This window comes from Pseudorhizobium tarimense (assembly GCF_022968135.1).
GTDB classification, from domain to species: domain Bacteria; phylum Pseudomonadota; class Alphaproteobacteria; order Rhizobiales; family Rhizobiaceae; genus Neorhizobium; species Neorhizobium tarimense.
In genome coordinates this window covers 108,697-128,260 of sequence record NZ_JALJRA010000016.1, presented here as the reverse complement: position 1 = coordinate 128,260, position 19,564 = coordinate 108,697, and the positions used below count along the sequence as shown (strand labels likewise).

21 protein-coding genes are annotated in these 19,564 nt (G+C 60.5%); 15 read left to right on the top strand and 6 right to left on the bottom strand.

What is annotated here, in order from left to right; genetic code table 11:
• Positions 1 to 457 precede the first annotated feature (457 nt).
• From MUU54_RS19050 to visR, 14 genes are all read left to right on the top strand, one after another.
• Positions 458 to 1,033: a DNA-3-methyladenine glycosylase gene (locus tag MUU54_RS19050; RefSeq protein WP_247245590.1), complete on the top strand. Its 576-nt coding sequence runs from the start codon at positions 458 to 460 to the stop codon at positions 1,031 to 1,033.
• Between the two features lie 349 nt (positions 1,034 to 1,382).
• On the top strand, positions 1,383 to 3,005 hold the full coding sequence (locus MUU54_RS19045) for a globin-coupled sensor protein (RefSeq protein WP_247245589.1): 1,623 nt from the start codon (positions 1,383 to 1,385) through the stop codon (positions 3,003 to 3,005).
• Positions 3,005 to 3,298: an STAS domain-containing protein gene (locus MUU54_RS19040; RefSeq protein ID WP_247245588.1), complete on the top strand. Its 294-nt coding sequence runs from the start codon at positions 3,005 to 3,007 to the stop codon at positions 3,296 to 3,298. The genes MUU54_RS19045 and MUU54_RS19040 overlap by 1 nt, the downstream gene beginning before the upstream one ends.
• 2 nt (positions 3,299 to 3,300) lie before the next feature.
• On the top strand, positions 3,301 to 3,666 hold the full coding sequence (gene cheY1 / locus MUU54_RS19035; protein WP_133316561.1) for a chemotaxis response regulator CheY1: 366 nt from the start codon (positions 3,301 to 3,303) through the stop codon (positions 3,664 to 3,666).
• A gap of 29 nt (positions 3,667 to 3,695) precedes the next feature.
• Positions 3,696 to 5,963 (top strand): chemotaxis protein CheA, encoded by a 2,268-nt coding sequence (locus MUU54_RS19030; RefSeq protein ID WP_247245587.1) that lies wholly within the window; start codon positions 3,696 to 3,698, stop codon positions 5,961 to 5,963.
• Positions 5,964 to 5,967: 4 nt separating this feature from the next.
• Positions 5,968 to 6,435, top strand: coding sequence for a chemotaxis protein CheW (locus MUU54_RS19025; protein ID WP_247245586.1), 468 nt, complete (start codon positions 5,968 to 5,970; stop codon positions 6,433 to 6,435).
• Positions 6,432 to 7,340: a protein-glutamate O-methyltransferase gene (cheR, locus tag MUU54_RS19020; protein WP_247245585.1), complete on the top strand. Its 909-nt coding sequence runs from the start codon at positions 6,432 to 6,434 to the stop codon at positions 7,338 to 7,340. The genes MUU54_RS19025 and cheR overlap by 4 nt, the downstream gene beginning before the upstream one ends.
• Positions 7,337 to 8,377 (top strand): protein-glutamate O-methylesterase CheB, encoded by a 1,041-nt coding sequence (gene cheB / locus MUU54_RS19015; RefSeq protein WP_247245584.1) that lies wholly within the window; start codon positions 7,337 to 7,339, stop codon positions 8,375 to 8,377. Before cheR ends, cheB begins: the two co-directional genes overlap by 4 nt.
• A gap of 1 nt (position 8,378) precedes the next feature.
• Positions 8,379 to 8,768 carry a response regulator gene (locus tag MUU54_RS19010; protein ID WP_247245583.1) on the top strand — a complete coding sequence of 130 codons (390 nt, stop codon included), beginning with the start codon at positions 8,379 to 8,381 and terminating at the stop codon, positions 8,766 to 8,768.
• Positions 8,765 to 9,319 carry a chemoreceptor glutamine deamidase CheD gene (cheD, locus tag MUU54_RS19005; RefSeq protein WP_247245582.1) on the top strand — a complete coding sequence of 185 codons (555 nt, stop codon included), beginning with the start codon at positions 8,765 to 8,767 and terminating at the stop codon, positions 9,317 to 9,319. The genes MUU54_RS19010 and cheD overlap by 4 nt, the downstream gene beginning before the upstream one ends.
• Before the next feature lie 29 nt (positions 9,320 to 9,348).
• Positions 9,349 to 9,738 carry a chemotaxis protein CheT gene (cheT, locus tag MUU54_RS19000; RefSeq protein WP_247245581.1) on the top strand — a complete coding sequence of 130 codons (390 nt, stop codon included), beginning with the start codon at positions 9,349 to 9,351 and terminating at the stop codon, positions 9,736 to 9,738.
• Positions 9,739 to 9,870: 132 nt separating this feature from the next.
• Positions 9,871 to 11,550 carry a flagellar basal-body MS-ring/collar protein FliF gene (gene fliF / locus MUU54_RS18995; RefSeq protein ID WP_247245580.1) on the top strand — a complete coding sequence of 560 codons (1,680 nt, stop codon included), beginning with the start codon at positions 9,871 to 9,873 and terminating at the stop codon, positions 11,548 to 11,550.
• Positions 11,551 to 11,827: 277 nt separating this feature from the next.
• Complete coding sequence (gene visN / locus MUU54_RS18990) at positions 11,828 to 12,565, top strand: transcriptional regulator VisN (RefSeq protein ID WP_376742210.1); 738 nt, start codon at positions 11,828 to 11,830, stop codon at positions 12,563 to 12,565.
• Positions 12,566 to 12,581: 16 nt separating this feature from the next.
• Positions 12,582 to 13,328 (top strand): transcriptional regulator VisR, encoded by a 747-nt coding sequence (gene visR / locus MUU54_RS18985; protein WP_247245579.1) that lies wholly within the window; start codon positions 12,582 to 12,584, stop codon positions 13,326 to 13,328.
• Positions 13,329 to 13,343: 15 nt separating this feature from the next.
• Here the strand turns inward: visR and MUU54_RS18980 are convergent, their stop codons facing one another.
• The 6 genes from MUU54_RS18980 to motA form a co-directional block, all read right to left on the bottom strand.
• On the bottom strand, positions 13,344 to 13,787 hold the full coding sequence (locus MUU54_RS18980; protein WP_247245578.1) for a BspJ family T4SS effector nucleomodulin: 444 nt from the start codon (positions 13,785 to 13,787) through the stop codon (positions 13,344 to 13,346).
• 5 nt (positions 13,788 to 13,792) lie between these two features.
• Positions 13,793 to 14,869 carry a flagellar biosynthesis protein FlhB gene (flhB, locus tag MUU54_RS18975; RefSeq protein ID WP_247245577.1) on the bottom strand — a complete coding sequence of 359 codons (1,077 nt, stop codon included), beginning with the start codon at positions 14,867 to 14,869 and terminating at the stop codon, positions 13,793 to 13,795.
• Positions 14,870 to 15,029: 160 nt separating this feature from the next.
• Entirely contained in the window at positions 15,030 to 16,073 is a 1,044-nt protein-coding gene (fliG, locus tag MUU54_RS18970) for a flagellar motor switch protein FliG (RefSeq protein ID WP_247245576.1), read from the bottom strand.
• 28 nt (positions 16,074 to 16,101) lie between these two features.
• A complete protein-coding gene (fliN, locus tag MUU54_RS18965; RefSeq protein ID WP_247245575.1) occupies positions 16,102 to 16,695 on the bottom strand; it encodes a flagellar motor switch protein FliN in 594 nt (197 codons plus the stop codon).
• A gap of 72 nt (positions 16,696 to 16,767) precedes the next feature.
• Positions 16,768 to 17,721 carry a FliM/FliN family flagellar motor switch protein gene (locus MUU54_RS18960; RefSeq protein ID WP_247245574.1) on the bottom strand — a complete coding sequence of 318 codons (954 nt, stop codon included), beginning with the start codon at positions 17,719 to 17,721 and terminating at the stop codon, positions 16,768 to 16,770.
• Positions 17,718 to 18,590: a flagellar motor stator protein MotA gene (motA, locus tag MUU54_RS18955; RefSeq protein ID WP_247245573.1), complete on the bottom strand. Its 873-nt coding sequence runs from the start codon at positions 18,588 to 18,590 to the stop codon at positions 17,718 to 17,720. The genes MUU54_RS18960 and motA overlap by 4 nt, the downstream gene beginning before the upstream one ends.
• A gap of 197 nt (positions 18,591 to 18,787) precedes the next feature.
• On the opposite strand from motA, the gene MUU54_RS18950 reads away from it, so the two are divergent.
• Positions 18,788 to 19,564: a DUF1217 domain-containing protein gene (locus MUU54_RS18950; RefSeq protein WP_247245572.1), complete on the top strand. Its 777-nt coding sequence runs from the start codon at positions 18,788 to 18,790 to the stop codon at positions 19,562 to 19,564.

The window sequence follows — 19,564 nt, the reverse complement described above, 5'->3', positions numbered from 1 at the left end:
CGCGACCACCTGAAGGCGCAGATTACCAACTACCTGTATTCGATAGGCAGATGTTATCCGCCTCCGGTGGTGCAGTAACAAAGCTGTGGCAAAGCTCTCTGTGTCCGCGCCGGGACGGAAACCTGCACTTCCAGCTGCAGGGATCTCTAACATAGGAACGGTTTTCCGCAGAACATCAGAAGCCAGGCCGTCTCGACACGCTTCGCTGGATTGACGATGTCAGTCATGCCGCGACGCTTGCCACCGTCTTGAGCCGAAAGCTGCTACCTCCGGCCGACCGAGCTCCACAGGCATCTCTCTTCGGATGCATCCAGCTCCCTCAAAAGCTGAGAGGCGCCGGCGATATTCATTCTTGCATTTCGATGTGCTTGACGTTTCCCCGTGGCGCCGCATCTTGAATCCATGCTCGGCTCTAACTCTACATCGACATCTCGGCACAACATCACGTGAAGGCTGCATGAGGCTTGATCGACTATTCGGTAGCAGTGCATTGGAGGCTGCACAGGCCCTGATCGGAGCCGAATTTCGCGTCGACCAGATCGGCGGTATCATCGTAGAAACCGAGGCCTACGAACTGGAGGATCCGGCGTCGCACAGCTTTCGCGGTCCGACGGAGCGAAATCGGTCGATGTTCGGGCCCGGTGGGCGGGCCTATGTCTACCGGTCCTACGGCATTCATTGGTGTCTCAATGTCGTCTGCCGTCCCGGAAGCGCCGTTCTCATCCGGGCAATCGAACCGCGATGGGGCGTTGGCGAGATGGAGCATAGGCGTGGTGGGCTGGGGCTGCGCCTCCTGTGCGCCGGTCCGGGGCGGGTTTGTCAGGCGCTTGCAGTCTCCGGTATCCACGACGGTCTCTCGCTGACGCAGCCGCCGTTCGAGCTATCCCTGCCGGAGCGTCGGCCTCCGATCGTTTCGGGAAGGCGGATCGGCATCACCAAGGCAGCCGAACTGCCATGGCGCTTCGGGCTGGCGGGTTCGATCTTCATCAGCCGCAGATTTGCGGAGACTCCTGGCAACACCGCCTCATCCTGAGGCCGCGGACCGGTTGCTCCCGTTCTGGCACTCTTCCGCACCGGATCTGCACAGGCGAATTAGCCGGATGCGCTGGGCTTCTTAACCTTCGGGCAAGGAATTAACCATACATATGGGGGACCACGGCAAATTGGGGGAGCACTCTTCCTCAGCAGGCATGATGCCGCCCTGCCGTACCGGTTCCGACCCGGTATCCGCTCTTGATCATCCAGTCCGCGGCAACCGAGTTCTCCCTGTCTGATGCGCCTTTCCAAGGCCCGGGCATCCTTCCTGCGGTCCAGCGACTGGTGCACGAGAGCGCATCACCTGCGGTCCTTTTGTGGATCGTCGTGTTTTTTGGGGACGCATTGTGGGGCATTATCCGCCATCCGATCAGGCGAGAAGACCCCAGGCCGGAAGCCTGGGCGAGAGACTGGCTTTCGCTGGTCTCGATGACCAGTCCTGCGACCTTCTCCGGCGTCATCGCACTCAGCTCGAGGTGCACTGCAAGTCCGGCCTGCGCGACCTCTTTCATCGATTTCAGGCCTTCCCTGAGGCGTCGCGCCAGTTCGAGAGCGAACATCAGATCGACCGGCTGCACGATCTGCAGTCGTCCCACTGGAGCGTTCTAACTGACGCCCGCTTCGATGCACTTTACGCCGAGCGGGTGAAGGTTCTTTCCGACAGCGAAAGCCGCATGGGGCTCGACCCGCGCTGGCACGTCGCAGGCCATGCAGTCGTTCTTGAGCATCTGCTCTCCGGGATTCTCTCCGAGGAAGCAGGTCGGCCGCTGCTGCCGGCTGCGCGCCGCCGCAATCAGGAGCTCTCGGAGCTGGTCGGCGCGCTGGTTCGCCTCGTCATGGTGGATGTCGAAATTGCCGTTTCCCTCCGCTTCAACGAACTCCGCCAGAAGCATCACCGCGCGTCCGATCAGCAGCGCAAGGACGAGCGGGCTGAGGTCCTAAAGCTTTTCTCCGATGTCATCCGCTCGCTTGCCGAGCGCGACTTCACCGTTTCTCTTTCGGACGACGTCCCGGAGCATTACCGAGAGCTGGCGGACCTGCTGAACCAGGCGATCGAAGCAAGCCGAGCCTCCCTTCAGGTCACCCAAGCGCGAGCTGATGAAGCCGGAGCCCTGGCAATCGCACTGGCGACAGAAGCTCGCGAATTTGCTGGTGACGCTAGAGCGCATGCCCAGCGGCTGGGCGAGGCGTCCGCACAGCTCGCGGCCATCACTCAGCAGGTGCAGTCTTGCGCGGCCGAAACGGGCGCCGCGCAGAAGGCCGCTGCCGCGACCCGTGCGACCGTGGAAGAAAGCGGACAGATCGTCGGACGCGCCATCAATGCGATGGCTGATATCGAAGCCTCCGCCGAAAAGATCGGCGAGATCATCGGCGTGATCGACGAGATTGCCTTTCAGACGAACCTGCTGGCGCTGAATGCCGGCATAGAGGCCGCAAGAGCCGGCGACTCTGGTCGTGGCTTCGCGGTCGTCGCCCAGGAGGTGCGTGCGCTGGCGCAGCGTTCCGCCGATGCGGCTCATGAAATCAAGTCGCTGGTCAACGGCACCAAGACCCAGGTCGACGCCGGCGTGCAGATGGTTCATCGCACGCAGGACGCCATCAGTGGCATAGTACGACAGGTCACGGAGATAGACAGCTCCATTGCCGGCATTGCGGTGAAGGCCGAGGAGCAGGCGGGGGCGCTCGGGCAGGTGGCTTCGAACGTGTGCTCCCTCCGCAAGGATGTCGCAACCAACGCCGAGCGTGCGGAGCGTGCAGGCTCTGAGGCTGACAACCTTCACACCGTGATTGTCGAGCTCGGCAAAACGGTCCGGGAGTTCCGGATCGAGCGTCAGGCTCGCTACCATTCCGACCTGGCCCGGCCGTCCCTTCCGCCGAAGCCCAGGATCGAGCTCGTTACAACCGGGCCTGCGGTCGATCTGCGGGACGACGGCGACCTTCTGTTCCCCAAAGCGCAAGGAATGATCTGATGGCGTCCAAGAAGGCCGCGAATGGTACCTTGAAACTTTCCCCGATCCTGGATCTTAACGAGGCGACTAGCCTGCACGGCAAGCTGATGTCGATGCGCGGCAACAACATCACTATCGACGCCTCACACGTCGAGCGGCTTGGCGTCCAGTGCGCCCAGGTCCTAATCGCCGGCGCCCGGGCCTGGCAGGCGGACAAGAAGACATACACCGTCGAGAAATCATCCGACGCCTTCGCGAAGACAATGCAACTCATCGGCATCGATACCGATCATCTGGTTGCCAAGGAGACCTAGACATGAAGAAAAAAGTTCTGACCGTGGATGATTCACGGACGATCCGGAACATGCTTCTGGTGACCCTCAACAATGCCGGCTTCGAGACCATCCAGGCAGAGGACGGGGTCGAGGGGCTCGAAGTTCTCGAAGGCGCCAATCCGGACGTCATTGTCACGGACATCAACATGCCGCGCCTCGACGGCTTCGGTTTCATCGAAGGCGTTCGACGCAATGAAAAGTACCGTGCCGTGCCGATCCTGGTCCTGACCACGGAAAGCGATGCCGAGAAGAAGAACCGTGCACGCCAGGCCGGAGCTACCGGCTGGATCGTCAAGCCCTTCGATCCGGCAAAGCTGATCGATGCAATCGAGCGCGTGACCGCCTGAGTTAAACAGCCTGATCAGGAAGCCTTCCGATGGATATGAATGAAATCAAAGAGATCTTCTTTCAGGAGTGCGAGGAACAGCTCGCCGAACTGGAATCGGGGCTTCTCAAGCTTAACGACGGGGATCGCGATCCGGAGACGGTCAACGCTGTCTTCCGCGCCGTTCATTCCATCAAGGGCGGGGCAGGTGCCTTCGGTCTCGACGACCTTGTCGCCTTCGCCCACGTCTTCGAAACGACGCTGGACTGTGTCCGCTCGAATCGTCTGGAGCCCACGCAGGACGTGCTGAAGGTGATGCTGAAGTCCGCCGACGTGCTGGCCGATTTGACCAACGCAGCCCGCGACGGTGGCTGCGTTGACGAAGCGCGAAGCCGTGGCCTCGTGAAGGAGCTGGAGGCATTGGCCAACGGCGAAGCGCTGGTTGCTTCCGCAGAAGCGCCGAAGCCCACTCCCAAGGCGGCTGAACCGGTACAGGCCGCCCCGGCTCCGACAGATGAGAGCGGCTTTCAGCCGATCCCGTTCTCCTTCGATTCATTCGGCGACGACGAGGTTGCGGCCGAGTACGGCGATACCTACGAAATCAGCTTCCGCCCGCGCCGTGAACTCTTCAGCAAGGGCAATGAGGCAGCGCTGCTGTTGCGCGACCTGTCCCGCATCGGCGAGGTGAGCATCAACTGTGATCTGGACGCGCTCCCGGCTCTGGAAAGCATGGATCCGGAAGAATCCTACTTCAGCTGGAAGATCTCTCTGAAGACGGTGAAGACCGAAGACGACATCCGTGCCGTCTTCGAATTCGCCGAATGGGACTGTGACCTCGAGGTGAAGGCGGTGGAGGCTGCCTCCCAGGCTGAAGAACTGCCGATGGTTCCGGTGCCGTTCGATCTTTCCGCACTCGATGATGTTCCGGCTCCCGCTGAGGAAAGCGAACCCGCAAGGGCCGCTGCCGAATCCGGGACTGCAGGCGAAGACGCCAAAATGGCTGCTGCCGCAGCCCGCGTCGAGAAGAAGGAGTCCGCTGCCGCCGCGGCTGCGCAGACAACGGCTGCCGCTGCCGCCGCGGCTGCGCAGACAACGGCTGCCGCTGCCGCCGCCGGCCAGACAATCCGCGTCGATCTCGACCGTGTCGACCGCCTGATCAACCTCGTCGGCGAGCTCGTCATCAATCAGGCAATGCTTTCGCAGAGCGTCATCGAGAACGACACGACCGGCACCTCTTCGATCAACATGGGTCTTGAGGAGCTCCAGCAACTCACCCGCGAGATTCAGGATTCGGTCATGGCGATCCGCGCGCAGCCGGTGAAGCCGGTCTTCCAGCGCATGTCGCGTATCGTTCGCGAAGTGGCCGACATGGTCGGCAAGTCGATCCGCCTCGTCACCGAGGGCGAGAATACCGAAGTCGACAAGACGGTCATCGACAAGCTGGCCGAGCCGCTGACCCACATGATCCGAAATGCCGTCGACCACGGCATCGAGACGCCGGAGAAGCGCGAAGCTGCCGGCAAGGATCCGGAAGGCACGATCAAGCTGACCGCAAAGCATCGCTCGGGCCGCATCCTCATCGAACTCGTCGACGACGGCGCTGGCATCAATCGCGAGCGCGTCAAGCAGAAGGCGATCGACAACGATCTCATTGCGCCGGACGCAAACCTGACGGACGAGGAAATCGACAACCTGATCTTCGCTCCAGGCTTTTCCACCGCCGACAAGATCTCCGATATCTCGGGCCGTGGCGTCGGCATGGATGTCGTCAAGAGGTCGATCCAGGCGCTTGGCGGACGTATCTCGATCTCGTCCCGCCCGGGCCAGGGTTCGACCTTCACCATGAGCCTGCCACTGACGCTGGCCGTCCTGGACGGCATGGTGGTGACCGTCGCCGGCCAGACACTCGTCGTACCGCTGACGGCGATTGTGGAGACACTCCAGCCGGAAGCGTCGGCAATCCATTCCTTCGGCGCCAACCAGCGCCTGATTTCCATCCGCAACTCCTTCTGCCCCCTGGTCGATGTCGGCCGCATCCTCAACTTCCGCTCGGCGCATGCAAACCCGATGGAAGGGGTGGCCCTGCTGGTGGAATCGGAAGGCGGTGGACAGCGCGCCCTGATGGTCGATGCGATCCAGGGCCAGCGCCAGGTGGTCATCAAGTCGCTCGAGGCGAACTACACGCACGTGCCGGGCATTGCGGCTGCCACTATCCTTGGCGATGGCCGAGTCGCCCTCATCCTGGACGTCGACGCTGTCGTAGCAGCGTCGCGCGGCCATTCCCTCAAACCGGAAATGTCACTCGCTGCCACGGGTTAAGTGTATGTCGTACGCCGTGAAAAATGTCTCTCAGGGGAATCGGGAGCTGATTGCCTTCCGTATTGGCGATCAGGAATTCTGCGTCAACATTATGTCGGTACGGGAAATCCGCGGCTGGACGCAGGCGACGCCGTTGCCGCACGCGCCACCTTATGTGCTTGGCGTGATCAACCTGCGCGGCGCGGTGCTGCCGATCGTCGACCTCTCGGCGCGGCTCGGCATGAAGGATTCCGAGCCGACGGCCCGTCACGTGATCATCGTTGCCCAGGTAAACACGCGGGTAGTGGGACTTCTGGTGGAAGCCGTTTCCGATATCCTTACGATTACCGACGACAATATCCAGCCTGTGCCGGAAGTATCTTCCGAGCTGGAGAAACAATACGCTCGGGGGATCCTGGCAATCGACAAGCGGATGATCTGCATGATCGAGCTGGGCGCGCTCTTCCCGGAGAAGGAAAGTGAAGCTGCATGACTCCGATGGGTGCACTTGAAAGTCGGCAGTCGCCGGATGAGGTCATGGCCAGCGGAGAATATCCGCTGACGCGCCGCGACCTGTCTGAGATCGCGGCGATGATCTATTCCGACGCTGGCATCTACCTGAACGATTCCAAGGCGTCGCTGGTCTATTCGCGTCTTTCCAAGCACATCCGCAATCTCGGCCTCAAGGGGTTCCGCGAGTATTGCGCTCTCGTCGCCTCGCCGGAGGGCGCTGCTGCGCGGCGCGACATGCTCTCGCACCTGACCACGAACTTCACCCGCTTCTTTCGCGAGAACCACCACTTCGAGCATCTGCGCGACGAAGTGCTGCCCAGCCTCATTGCACGGGCCAAGAGCGGCGGACGCGTACGCATCTGGTCAGCTGCCTGCTCCGACGGTCAGGAGCCTTACTCGATTGCACTGACGGTTCTGTCACAACTGCCAAACGCGGCGGACTACGACTTCCGGATCCTAGCAACTGACATCGATCCGAAGATCCTCGCTCTCGCTCGAGCTGGCGTTTACGATGAGAACGCGCTGGAAAGTGTCACGCCCGTAATGCGCAAGCAGTTCTTCCGCGAAGTGGACGTCGGAGGTCGGCGCAAGTTCCAGGTGGACGAGCGCGTCAAGAAGCTGATCACGTTCAACGAACTGAACCTGATGGCGCAGTGGCCGTTCAAGGGGCAGTTCGACGTGATCTTCTGCCGCAACGTGGTGATCTATTTCGATGAGCCGACGCAGGTAAAGATCTGGTCTCGCTTCGCATCCCTCCTTCCCGAGGGCGGCCATCTCTACATCGGCCATTCGGAACGGGTATCTGGCGACGCCAAGAACCTGTTCGACAATATCGGCATCACGACCTATCGCTACCTGAGCAAGAACGTCGGGAGGCGTGCATGAGCGCTCCAGCACGCGTTCTCGTCGTCGACGACTCGCCGACCATGCGCGGCCTCATCACCGCCGTTCTGAACTCGGATCCAGAGGTCAGCGTGATCGGCCAGGCCGGTGACGCGCTAGAGGCTCGCGCGGCGATCAAGGAACTCAATCCGGATGTGGTGACGCTCGACATCGAGATGCCCAACATGAATGGGCTTGAATTTCTCGACAAGATCATGCGGTTGCGGCCAATGCCGGTGATCATGGTTTCCACGATGACCCACCATGGCGCGAACGCCACCTTGGCTGCGCTCGAAATCGGCGCCTTCGACTGTGTCGGCAAGCCGGCACCAGGCGACATCCGGCCGTTCATCGACCTCGCCGAGAAGGTGAAGGCAGCGGCCCGCTCCGGTCTTCGTCGCGCAGCGGCCGCGCCTGCGCCGGCGGCAACGCCCGCTTCCGGATATCGTGTGGGGCGCAAGGTTGTCGCCATCGGCTCGTCGACCGGTGGCGTCGAAGCTCTGATCACGGTGTTGCAAAAGTTCCCGAAGAACTGTCCGCCGACGGTCATCACGCAGCACATGCCGCCGACATTTACAAAAAGTTTCGCAGAACGGCTTAATCGTCTGTGCGCGCCGGTGGTGGAAGAGGCGACGGACGGTGCGCGGCTCGAGATCGGCAAGATCTATCTGGCGCCCGGCGGCGATCGCCATCTGCAGGTCACGAATGCCTCGGCACCATGCTGCCGTTTGGTCGAGCGCGACCCGGTGAACGGGCACCGCCCTTCCGTCGATGTCCTGTTCGACTCGGTTGCTGAGTTGGCAGGTCGAAATGCCGTGGGTGTGATCCTGACGGGAATGGGGCGCGATGGAGCGTCCGGTCTGCTCAAGATGCGAAGCGCGGGCGCGCGGACGCTCGGGCAGAACGAAAAGACCTGCGTCGTCTACGGCATGCCGCGGGTTGCACACGAAATTGGGGCTGTGGAGGCACAACTGCCGTTGGCCTCCATCGGTGAGGAAATTCTCAAACTAACTGCCGCCCGAAAAGAAGGTAACGAATAACATGTCTCTCGCTGAAAAAATAAAAGTGCTGATCGTCGACGATCAGGTTACCAGCCGACTGCTGCTCAGCGATGCCCTAACTCAGCTCGGCTTCAAGCAGATCACTGCCGCCGGTGACGGCGAGCAGGGCATGAAGATCATGAATGAGCAGCCGCACCACCTGGTCATCTCGGATTTCAACATGCCGAAGATGGATGGGCTGGGGCTGCTGCAGGCGGTGCGCACCAATCCTGCCACCAAGAAAGCTGCGTTCATCATCCTGACAGCTCAGGGGGACCGAGCCCTGGTGCAGAAGGCTGCGCAGCTTGGGGCCAACAACGTCCTGGCCAAGCCATTCACAATCGAAAAGATGAAGGCGGCGATCGAGGCGGTATTCGGAGCCCTAAAATGAACGAGGTCGCCGCAGCCAAGCGGGTCCACATCATCCAAGGCGAATACAAGGTGGTCACCGACCCCGAAGTTGTTCTGTCGACGATCTTGGGATCCTGCGTAGCTGCTTGTCTCCGCGATCCGGTTGCCGGCGTCGGGGGCATGAACCACTTTCTGCTTCCGGGATCCGCGGGCACGATGATGTCCGGTGGAGACGCCACGCGATACGGGGTCCACCTGATGGAATTGCTCATCAACGGGCTCTTGAAGAAGGGCGCGCGCCGCGACCGGCTCGAGGCCAAGATCTTCGGTGGCGCCAAGACGATTGCGAGCTTCTCCAATGTCGGTGAGCAGAATGCGGCCTTTGCAGTGCAGTTCCTCAAGGACGAAGGGATCCCGATCGTTGGTTCCTCCACGGGCGGAGAGCACGGCCGCAAACTGGAGTACTGGCCGATCAGCGGTCGGGCCCGTCAGTATCCGCTGACCGGAGCCGAAACGCAGAAGACGGTTGCGCTGGAGCAGCGCCCTGTGTTGCCGCCGAAGCCGGTCGAGACGTCTATCGAATTCTTTTAGTGAAGAGCGCCGTGCGCGCGAGGGAAGCCATGACCGAGAGTACTGAGCCGACCGATGCTTCCTTCGAGCAGCCGTTGCCCGAGATCCTGATGCGGCTGGTCTCTGAGCTGCATGACGTTGCCTATTTGATCGAGCGGGTCGAGCCGCAGCTGCTGGAGCTCGGCGGCGAGCAGATCCTCGAGCATCCCGACAGCGTTAAGATCCTTCAGGGCATCGACCTAGCCGTTCAGAAGACGCGCGGACTGGCGGAATTCATCGATACAATCACTGGCACCATTCCGGAAGGTTGGTCGGTGGATGTATCGACGGCGCTTAGCCTGGTCAAGCTGGCGGACATGCAGCACGCCCTCTCGTCAGGCATGCGCCACGGCCATTCGCAGCCCCTAAGCAAGGCAGCCGGCGACTTCGACTTCTTCTGACCCTTCTGATCCCTCTGCCAACCACATCGAGGCCTGGCCCCAGGTCGCAAATCGGAAACGCTCGCACAAGCTTCGCCCCATAGGGTGGGCATGGGCAAAGGCCTGATCTCGGTTTTGCGATGTGGAAACAGAATGAATCTGTTGGCTCAATTTTCTCAATTGTACAAAAATCTGGCCAGTCTCGGTCAGACCAAGCTGATTGCGCTTGCAGGTGCTGGACTGGTGTCCATGGCAATTATTCTCGCCGCCGCACTTTATGTGAACAAGCCTGCCTATGAGACGCTTTACGTTGGCCTTGAGACCACGGACCTCAACCAGGTGAGCATTGCGCTAGCCGAGGCAAACATCGAATTTGCCGTTGGTTCCGATGGTACGAGTATCCAGGTGCCGGTTGGCATGACGGGCAAGGCGCGGCTGCTTCTGGCAGAACGCGGCCTGCCGAACAGCGCCAATGCCGGCTACGAGCTCTTCGACAATGTGGGCTCTCTCGGCCTTACCTCCTTCATGCAAGAAGTGACCCGCGTCCGCGCACTTGAGGGCGAGGTCGGCCGCTCCATCCAGCAGATTAGCGGCATTGCCGCAGCACGCGTCCACATCGTGATGCCAGATGTCGGGAACTTCAGGCGAGGTGAGCAGAAGCCGACGGCGTCGGTGATGATCCGCGCAAGCACCACCACCGGCCGCAAGGCCGCTTCATCCATCCGCCACCTCGTCGCGTCGGCCGTGCCTGGCCTCGACGTCGACGACGTGACCATACTCGATTCCACGGGCCAGCTTCTTGCGTCCGGAGACGAATACGGCAACAGCGAACTGAACCGCTCCCTCAACATCGTCCAGTCGGTCCAGCAGGAACTGGAAACCAACATCGACAAGGCGCTGGCGCCGTTCCTCGGTATGGACAATTTCCGCTCTACGGTTACGGCAAACCTCAACACGGACAGCCAACAGATCCAGGAAACCATCTTTGATCCGGAATCGCGGGTCGAGCGATCGGTTCGCATAACCAAGGAAGAACAGCGCTCACAGCAGACGCAGGACGATTCCGCAGCGACGGTGGAACAGAATGTTCCTCAGGCCGCTCCGGAAGCTGGCGGTGCCGCAGGTCCCAAGTCTTCCGATCAGTCCGACAAGAAGGAAGAGCAGACCAACTACGAGATCAACAGCAAGACTGTTGCCACGACACGCAACAGCTATCAGATCGAGAAGCTCTCTATCGCGGTCGTGGTGAACAAGGGTCGCGTTGCTCAGATGGTCGGCGAGCCTGTGGACCAGGCAAAGATCGACGCCTATCTGGCCGAAATGCAGAAGATCGTAGCGTCTGCGGCCGGCCTTAACCCTGAGCGCGGCGACGTCGTCACGCTGACGGCCATGGACTTCCTGGAAACTCAGCTACTTGAAGAAGCGGCAGTAGGCCCGGGCGTCACCGAGGTTCTGAGCCGTAACCTCGGCGGCATCATCAACTCGCTCGCCTTCGTGGTCGTGGCCTTCCTGGTGATCTGGCTGGGCATCCGTCCGCTGGTGCGCAGTGTCGGCGGCGCTACGGGCTCCACCGAGCTTGCTGGCGACAGCGCTGGCCTCGAGCTTCCCGACTTCTCTCCGGCCGTTGGCGGTGGCGGATCGCTCATGGAAGGCTTCGGCTCCGATTTCGGCTTCGATGCAACCGACGATCTTCTCGGGATGGGCGACGACGAAGGGGGCTTCAACCGCCGCGTCAAGGAGGGCCCGGAGAAGCGCCTTGCCCGGATGGTCGAAATCAGCGAGGAGCGTGCCGCCAAGATCCTCCGCAAATGGGCAGTCGATCAGGCTGCGTGATCTCTCACGAAATCGTGACGAGAAGAGGCCGGCTGCGAAGCCGGCCTCTTTCCGACGTGAGTACCGGTAGTTAAGTCTGCATTTTGCCACAGTTGGGGCGAGAATTTGTCCATCTCGGTCTCCAGATGCTCAAGACACGTAGAAATTCGTTTCCCCTTTCCTAAAATGAAGATGATTCGTCGCTGCGGAAGCGGAGGAGAGGGACGCTGCATTATCGGGCACGTTTTCAACGGCTGAGCGTGAAGCCTTTCTTCATGTCGGGTAGAGGATAGTCGGCATGGAGTTTTCTGGCGTGGAGGCTGTGGCAGACGAATCCGGTCTGGAATCGGGAGCGCCAATGGCCGTTTCCTCGCGCGAGCAACTTGTCCGCCACCTGGCGCTTGCTGCAGCGGCCAACAATGTACCGGCTGCGCTGCGGCTGCTGGCGGAATATGTCGGAGCGGCACACTTTCTTTTCGCCCGATGCGACCTGATCCAGGAGCAGGGGCTCGATTTCATCGTCTCTTCGGACTGGCCTTTCGATCTTGTCAGGCGGATCGGGTCTGAGCTGGCGAGCAACTACGCCAAATCCACTGAACTGGAGAAGTGTCTCTCACTTCTCACCCCAAACTTTTCATTGCTCCCCGACGACGTTCTGGTTCCGGAGCAGATCAGCCGTCAATACTGTTCCTTGACCGTATGCATAGGGCGTACGCGATACACACTGCTTCTGCTCTTCGTCGAGGGCATCATACTTTCCCAGGACAGGCTTCGCGAAGTCGGTCTTCTTGCGACCTATCTCGCTGGCTTTAAGCAGACGCCGGACGCTCGCGCGGAGCGCGATTTCGAGCTGACGGAGCGCGAGCTTGAATGCCTGTTCTGGATCGCAGAAGGAAAGACGAGCGACGAAATCGCCGTCATCCTCGGAATCTCCCGCAACACGATCAATAACTACATCACCAGCGTCATGCGTAAGACCGGGACAAAGACCCGTTCGGAGGCAATCGCGTATGCTGTCCGGAACAACCTGGTCTAGGAGACCTGCAAACAAAATGGCGTACGCACGCACTCCGTCCTCCGAAATCCCGATCGGCACGAATCATGTGCGCCTGCAGCGTGCGGCGAGCAGAGCCGATGTCTTTCCACGGCTCATCGCCATGCAGAAACAGTTGCGAGCCCGCAACTTCGCAGTCTTCCGGATCTCTGGCGCCGGATTGCCAGGCAAAAGAAGGCTGTTCTGCGAGATGGAGAACTGGGGCGGCGAAAACGCCCACTTCGCAGACCTTATCCTCGGCGGATATGCGGATGCGCTTCTCGACCACATCGAGCTGTCGACCCTGCCTCTCGCGTGGAGCGGGACGGAGCAGGTGAGCTTCGTCGAGGCATTCGAGTTCACGCCCCTGCTTCGCCGCCTGCCATCTGAGGTCACGCCGTTCTCAGGGGTGGCCTTCCCGGTTCGCCTCGGGGCGATGGGCAATGGCTATGTGATCTTCACGGGCGGGTCCTTCAGCCTCTCGAGCGACCTGATGATCGAGCATCACGTCCGCAGCTGCCATATCATGACCGACCTGCTTGCTCTCGACGAGCGGCGCACCGTGCCGGCCGAGACTTTGAGCGAGCGGGAAGTCGCATGTCTGCAACTGGCAGGAGACGGGCGCATCAGCGAAGAGATTGCCGAAAACCTCGGCCTCTCCGTGCATACGGTCAACGCCTATCTCGGCTCCGCGACAATGAAGCTGGACGCAGTCAACCGCATCCAGGCCATCGCCAAGGCAATCCGCCTTGGCTACATTCACTGATGGGCGGCGAGTGGCCTAGGTGAAGGCCGCCATGGGAGGTGCGGTGCGAACGAAGCGCGCTTCCTGCAGACTACGCTCCAGGAAGGCTGTGTTCTCGTCGGGATCCTCACAAGGCTCCTGGAAGGCAATATGGTCGATCTCTATACCAGCCAGGCGATCAGCCAATGTCAGCCGAGCATAGACAGAGACGCCGCGCGGCTTGATCTCTAAGTCGAGCACCACCTGCGGCTGGCCGCTCCACTCGAGCGTGTAGTCACCGCCAGCTCCGAAGTTGACCGTTCCCGGGTGGAAGTAGAGCTCCGCCGCAGACGAGACGAGGTCGGCGAGATTGCCATACGATTCCAGGCGCAGCAGCGCAATCAGGTCACCGGCATCCAGCAGACGCAGCTCGGTAGCCACCGGGTTGATTGCTTCGGCGAGGATCTTCTCCCGTTCCGTGGAGTGGTCGCATTTTTTCATGACGCTCAGTGTGTCCGTTGATTGCCGGACCGAGCCGCATAGACCCGGTGCACCAGTTCTGCCACTGCCTTGTAGAAGGCTGATGGAATGACGCTATCAACCGAGACTTGCGCAAACATGGAGCGGGCAAGCGGCGGATCTTCGAAAACGGGAATGTTATTGGCTTCAGCAATCTCACGAATCTTCAGCGCGATCAGATCCTGTCCCTTAGCCACGACGACCGGTGCATCGTTCTCTTCTCGGACATAGCGGAGCGCCACGGCAAAGTGGGTAGGGTTGGCGATAACCAGCGTTGCACGCGGCACGCTGTCCATCATGCGTCGACGGGCACGATCGCGCGCAAGCGACCTCTGCCGTGACTTGACCACCGGGTCGCCCTGCGATTGCTTGTACTCGTCCTTCACTTCCTGCTTCGTCATCTTGAGCTGCGTGAACCAGTGGTGACGCGACCAGGCAACGTCGACGGCGGCCAGAAGGGCCGTCGCGAGCAGGATCACGATGACCATCTTGCGGACGATCGCGTCCAGTTTCACGAGGATCACCTGCGGGTCGGAGAACATCGCGTCGATAGCAGCGAAGAACTCGCCGCGAAGCGCGAAGTACATGATCACCGACACGATCAGGATCTTGAAGAAGGACTTGCCGAACTCCACCATTCCGGGAAGGCTGTAGATACGCTCAAACCCCTTCATCGGCGAGATGCGCGACGCCTGTGGGCGAATTCGCTCGAGGACCATGGACGGCATGTTCTGCGCGAGCGACGAACCAAGGCCGAAGATGATGAAGATGAGCATCACGGGCGCCAGAAATGCCGCCATCGCCCAGCCCAGATGCACCGCCAATGATACGACGTCTGGCGTGTTCTCCAGCCGCCATTGATCCGGCTGGGAAAAGAGGTCCTTCAGCGTCTTTGCAAGATCGGCTGCGCCGGAAGGAAGAAAGAAGACGAGAAACACGTAGAAACCGAGGGCCGAAGCAAAGATCGGTACTTCGCGCGAAAAAGGCACGTTGCCTTTCGCGGCCGCGTCGGTCAGCTTCTTGGCTGTCGGATTTTCTGTTTTACTGTCTTTGTCTTCCGACAAGGCCGTGCCCTCGCGCGAATCGGCATGAACTGCAGTCCAGGCTACAGCAGCGCCGCCCTAGGGCCGAATCGAGTCAAGAAAAAGATTGTGGGCAGCGGTCGAGACGCCGGCGCAAGTCGCTTGCCCGTGCATAAGCACTGCTAAGCCCTTCCCCGCGTGATTAAGCGGCCTTCTCGTCCTTGCCCTCTTCCGGCTCCTTGAGCAGGATCTGGCCGGCATTGGCGAGTCGGATGGCTTCCTGTGCGACGGCGCGCCGGGCGATCGCGATCTCGCGCGGGTTGAGCGCTGCAGTAGGCACCGCCAGATCCGATTCGATCATGCGCCGCTGACGCGGGCTGATGGCCGAAAGCACGCCTTCCTTCATCTCCGCGCTTGCGCCACGCAGAGCCATCGTCAGGATGTCGGCTGCAATGTCGTTCAGGAGCAGCACGCGGCTGCGCTGCGGCATGAGCAGCAGGTCTTCGAAAAGGAAGATCTTCGGACGAACCTTGTTGACCGACTCCTTGCTGATCGTTTCGAGCGACGTGAGCAGCGTGTCGACCTGGGGCTTGTCCAGCTCGTTCATCAGGTCGGCAACCTTCGCCGAGCCTGGCGAATTGCGCTCTGCTTCAATTGCGTCGATGAGCTCGACGACGCGGTTCTCGATAATCTGGGCCGCCTTTGGGCTCACTTCCTTCATGTTGACCGTTCGGTTCATTATGTCGGCGCGCCGGCTGTCGGGGAGCTGCAGCAACACCTTCGCACCGAATGCGGAAGGCAGCATCGAGAGGATGTAAGCGATCGTTTGGGAGTGTTCACGGGCGAGGAACTTGCCGACGAAGGCAGGATCCGCGTCCTGAAGGCGGTCCCAGATCGAGGACTCGTATGCCTGGAACGCGGTGCGGCGGCCGAGAAGGCCGTCCACTTCTTCCGGTGTAAGGCCTTCCTCGAGAATGGCTTCGATGGCAGCCGCATTGTCCATAAGGCCTGTTCCTTCAGTGAACAGGTCCTCGAATTCGTTGACGAGAAGAAGGAGTTCGTCCGGAGGGATCGTTCGCAGGCGTTGTGCAGATGCAATGATCATCTGCAGTTCGCTCTGCGTGAAGTACTTGAGGAGCTTTCCGGCAACGCCCTTGCCCATAGCCAAGAGCACCGCAGCGGCTTTCTCGGCTTGGGACAACGGCTGTTCGGTAACAGCGCTACCGAAGTCGTCAAAGTCCATCATGGTCTTCCCTCTCTGTCCCAGACCGGGATCAGGTTCTTCTCGTACTCAGCACTTCAGTCACTTTGACACCAAAGCGGGTGTCGTCATTCTCCAGGACGGTGATCTCGCCCTTGCCGATGCGGCGGCCGTTCACCATGATTTCGACCGGTTCGCCGATTTTCTTGTCCAGCGCGATCGTGGCGCCTTCTTCAAGGTTCATCAAACCGGACACCTGCATGCGGCTGGACCCCAGGACGATCTCGACATCGATCGGGATGTCCATGATCAGGTCCATGTTGGCCGTCAGTGCACTGCCTGGCTCCTGCACGGAGCCGAAGCTGTCCCCGGCAGTTGAGCCGTCAAAGTCACCGCCACCGAAGTCGCTTCCACCGAAATCGCTGCTGCCGCCGAAGTCGCCCCCGAAATCTGAGCCACCAAGGTCGCTGGAGCCGCCGCCGAAGCTTGCGGTATCGGTGGCCGCATCCCCTGGCATGCCGAAGTCGGCATCGAACCCGGGCACACCGCCATCGGCGTCGGCCTGGAGAACGCCGCGGAGATCGTCAATGGCCTGATCGAGCTCGCCGTTGCCGGTGACGGGCATCAGGTCATCCTCTTCCTTTACAGGTGTCTTCTTCGTAGCCATGCGTTCATTATTCCCGTTGAAACTTGCGTCAACCTGCCTTGCACTGGGCGCTGCTGACCGGGGTCGCCCTGATCAGCCCATGAGGTGGTCGAGGATTTCGTCTTCCGTGCTGATATTGTCTCTGACGCGAACCGTGTAGCGCTCGCCGGAGCGCCCCAGTTCGCACGAATACATGTCCTTGCCGTTTGCACTGACCTGGACGTTGACATCCTTCCGATCATGGAAGGCAATGACGTCGCCGACGGCGAGACGCGAGATGGTGCCGAGCGTCAGCGTCTGAAGCCGAACCTTAGCCTCCAGCGTCACCTGCGAGCGTCGCACCTGCTCGCTGAGACGCTGCTGCCATTCTTCTTTGCCCTTCGAGGCCTGGCCTTTCGACTTCGGCATGACGACCTGCGTTTTGAGTAAGGCCTTCTGAGGGAGCACCAGGAAGAAGTCCGACGTCACCTTTCCAAGTTCGACGCTCAACTTCACGGCGACCCCGAACTCTGCCGGGGCAGCCTCGTCGGGCGCGGCGCGGTCTTCCGCATTATGGGTCCGTTCGAGCAGTGCCTCGTAACCGCCTGGCGCATTGACGCCGGACTGGAGAACGAAAGCCATTCGACCCAGCACCATCTGCGCAAGATCGAGCTCGATATCGGATAAGGGGCGATCGAAGGGTTGTTCGATCGTCTCTGGAAGTGCGCCGAGCATGCGCTCCATCAATGCGATGACGAAGCTGTTGCCGCAGGCTAGCAGGAAGTTGGGCGACCAGTTCCGCAAGGAGGCGTCGGCAAGAGCGACATTCTCGCCAAGCTCACTGATCAGGTCGGCCATCAGGCCGGACGTGCAGCCGACATAGGCGACATCGATCGGGATACTGGTTTCACTGTGGAACACGTCCGGCAGGAAATCGGCATAGAGATGGCCGAATTCGCTGCTGATCTTCTCAATTGTCTTGCGGTCGCCGAGCCCCCCCGTCAGCTTCGCGAGAAGCGAACGGTCCATGGGAGCCGGAGCCGCTTGAGCCATAACTCTCGTCATCATGCCGCCTTGTTATCGCCGCCCGGGTTCATCATTTCCTGCTCGACCGCATCGATCGAGGGGCGTTCGTAGTTTGAAATCGTCTTGCGTCCATATTCCAGCGCTACCTGCGGGACCGACCCGTTCATGTAGGCGAGCAGCGTCTGCTTCACGATGATGAACAGACGGTGCTGCTTCGTCCGCACGATCTTCACCTGCGCTGCAAGCGGGTTGCAGATGGAATAGGAGAGAATGATCCCGAGCATGGTGCCGACGAGAGCCGCGCCAATCAGACCGCCCAGCACTTCAGGGGACTCGTTGATCTTGCCCATGGCCTTGATCACCCCGAGAACCGCCGCCACGATACCGATCGCCGGGAAGCTGTCGCCCATTGCGGTGATCGCGTGATACGGCTTCATCCGGTCGTGCAGAAGCGTCTCGAGCTCCTCGTCCATCAGCGCCTCGATCTCGTGCGAGCGGGCGTTGCCGATGATGATCAGGCGGACATAGTCACAGATGAAGGTCGTCAGCTCCTTGTTTTTCAAAAGGTTCGGCGCCGTCTGGAAGATCGAGGACTCTTCCGGATTGTCGATATGGGCTTCGATCTCGTTGCGCGACTTTGTTCTCAGATCGCGCATCAGCGCGTAGAGCACGCCGAGGACGTCGAGATAATTGCGCTCCTTCGGGACCGAATTCTTGAAAGCCTCACCGAGCGCCTTGCCGGAATCCTTCACGACCTTCATCGGGTTGGCCATGATGAAGCCGCCAAGGCCGGCACCGCCGATGATCACCAACTCGAACGGCTGGAAGAGAACGTCCAGGTGACCGCCCATCGCCATATAGCCGCCGATGATGCAACCGAACGTGATCACCAATCCGATAAGAATGTTCATCTTCTACCTGCGCCGATCTTGATCTTATGTTTCGGGAATAGCCCGTCTGGCTTGCGTGAGGCTGGCTGCTAGGCCTTTCCGGGTCTGCGAAAAGGGGCAGCGCGGGTACAGCCTCGCACAAGTCTTTGCGCCTACTGATGCCTGGTCGGCTGAGAAATCCGGCTTTCAATCAAGGACAGGATCGGCGGGGGATCAGGGTGATCACGACCTATACCAGCTATGCGATAATCAGCAGGGACCTCCCTGGCTCTCTCGCTCGCGTTGCCGAACAGCCGAACGTCGCCCGCGAAAGCGCCTATTACCTGGAGAACATCGGCAAGGTGAAGTCGGTCGACGACTTCATGGCCGACAGCCGTCTCTATAACTACGCCTTGAAGGCTCATGGTCTGGAAGACATGGCCTACGCCAAGGCTTTCATCCGGAAGGTCCTGACTGAGGGCGTCGCAACTCCTGACGCCTTCGCGCTGAAGCTCGCCGACAGCCGCTATGCGGGCCTTGCCGAAACGTTGAACTTCCAGGCGAACGGCGCCGCAGCCACCTCCTTCGATAAGGCACAGAAGGGCGTTGTCGAGAAGTACCAGCGCCAGACGCTGGAAGAAGAAGTGGGCGCGGAGAATCCCGGCGTCCGACTGGCTCTCTACTTCGAACGGATGGCCCCTTCGATCAAGTCCGGGATGGAGATCCTCGCCGACGACGCCCTCGCCGAGGTGGTTCGCACCGTGCTGCAGCTTCCCGACGAAGTGGCGGCTCTCGATGTGGATCGGCAGGCCGCCTTCATCGAGGAATCGATCGACATCGAGGACTTCCAGGACGCTTCGAAGACTGCGAAGTTCCTGGAGAGGTTTTCAACACTCTGGGAGATGGAGAACGCCTCAACCCCAGACAGCGTCACGACGCTTTTCTCTCCCTCCACGAGCGGCATCTCCACCGATCTTCTCATCTCCATCAACGCACTGAAACTCGGAGGCAAATGA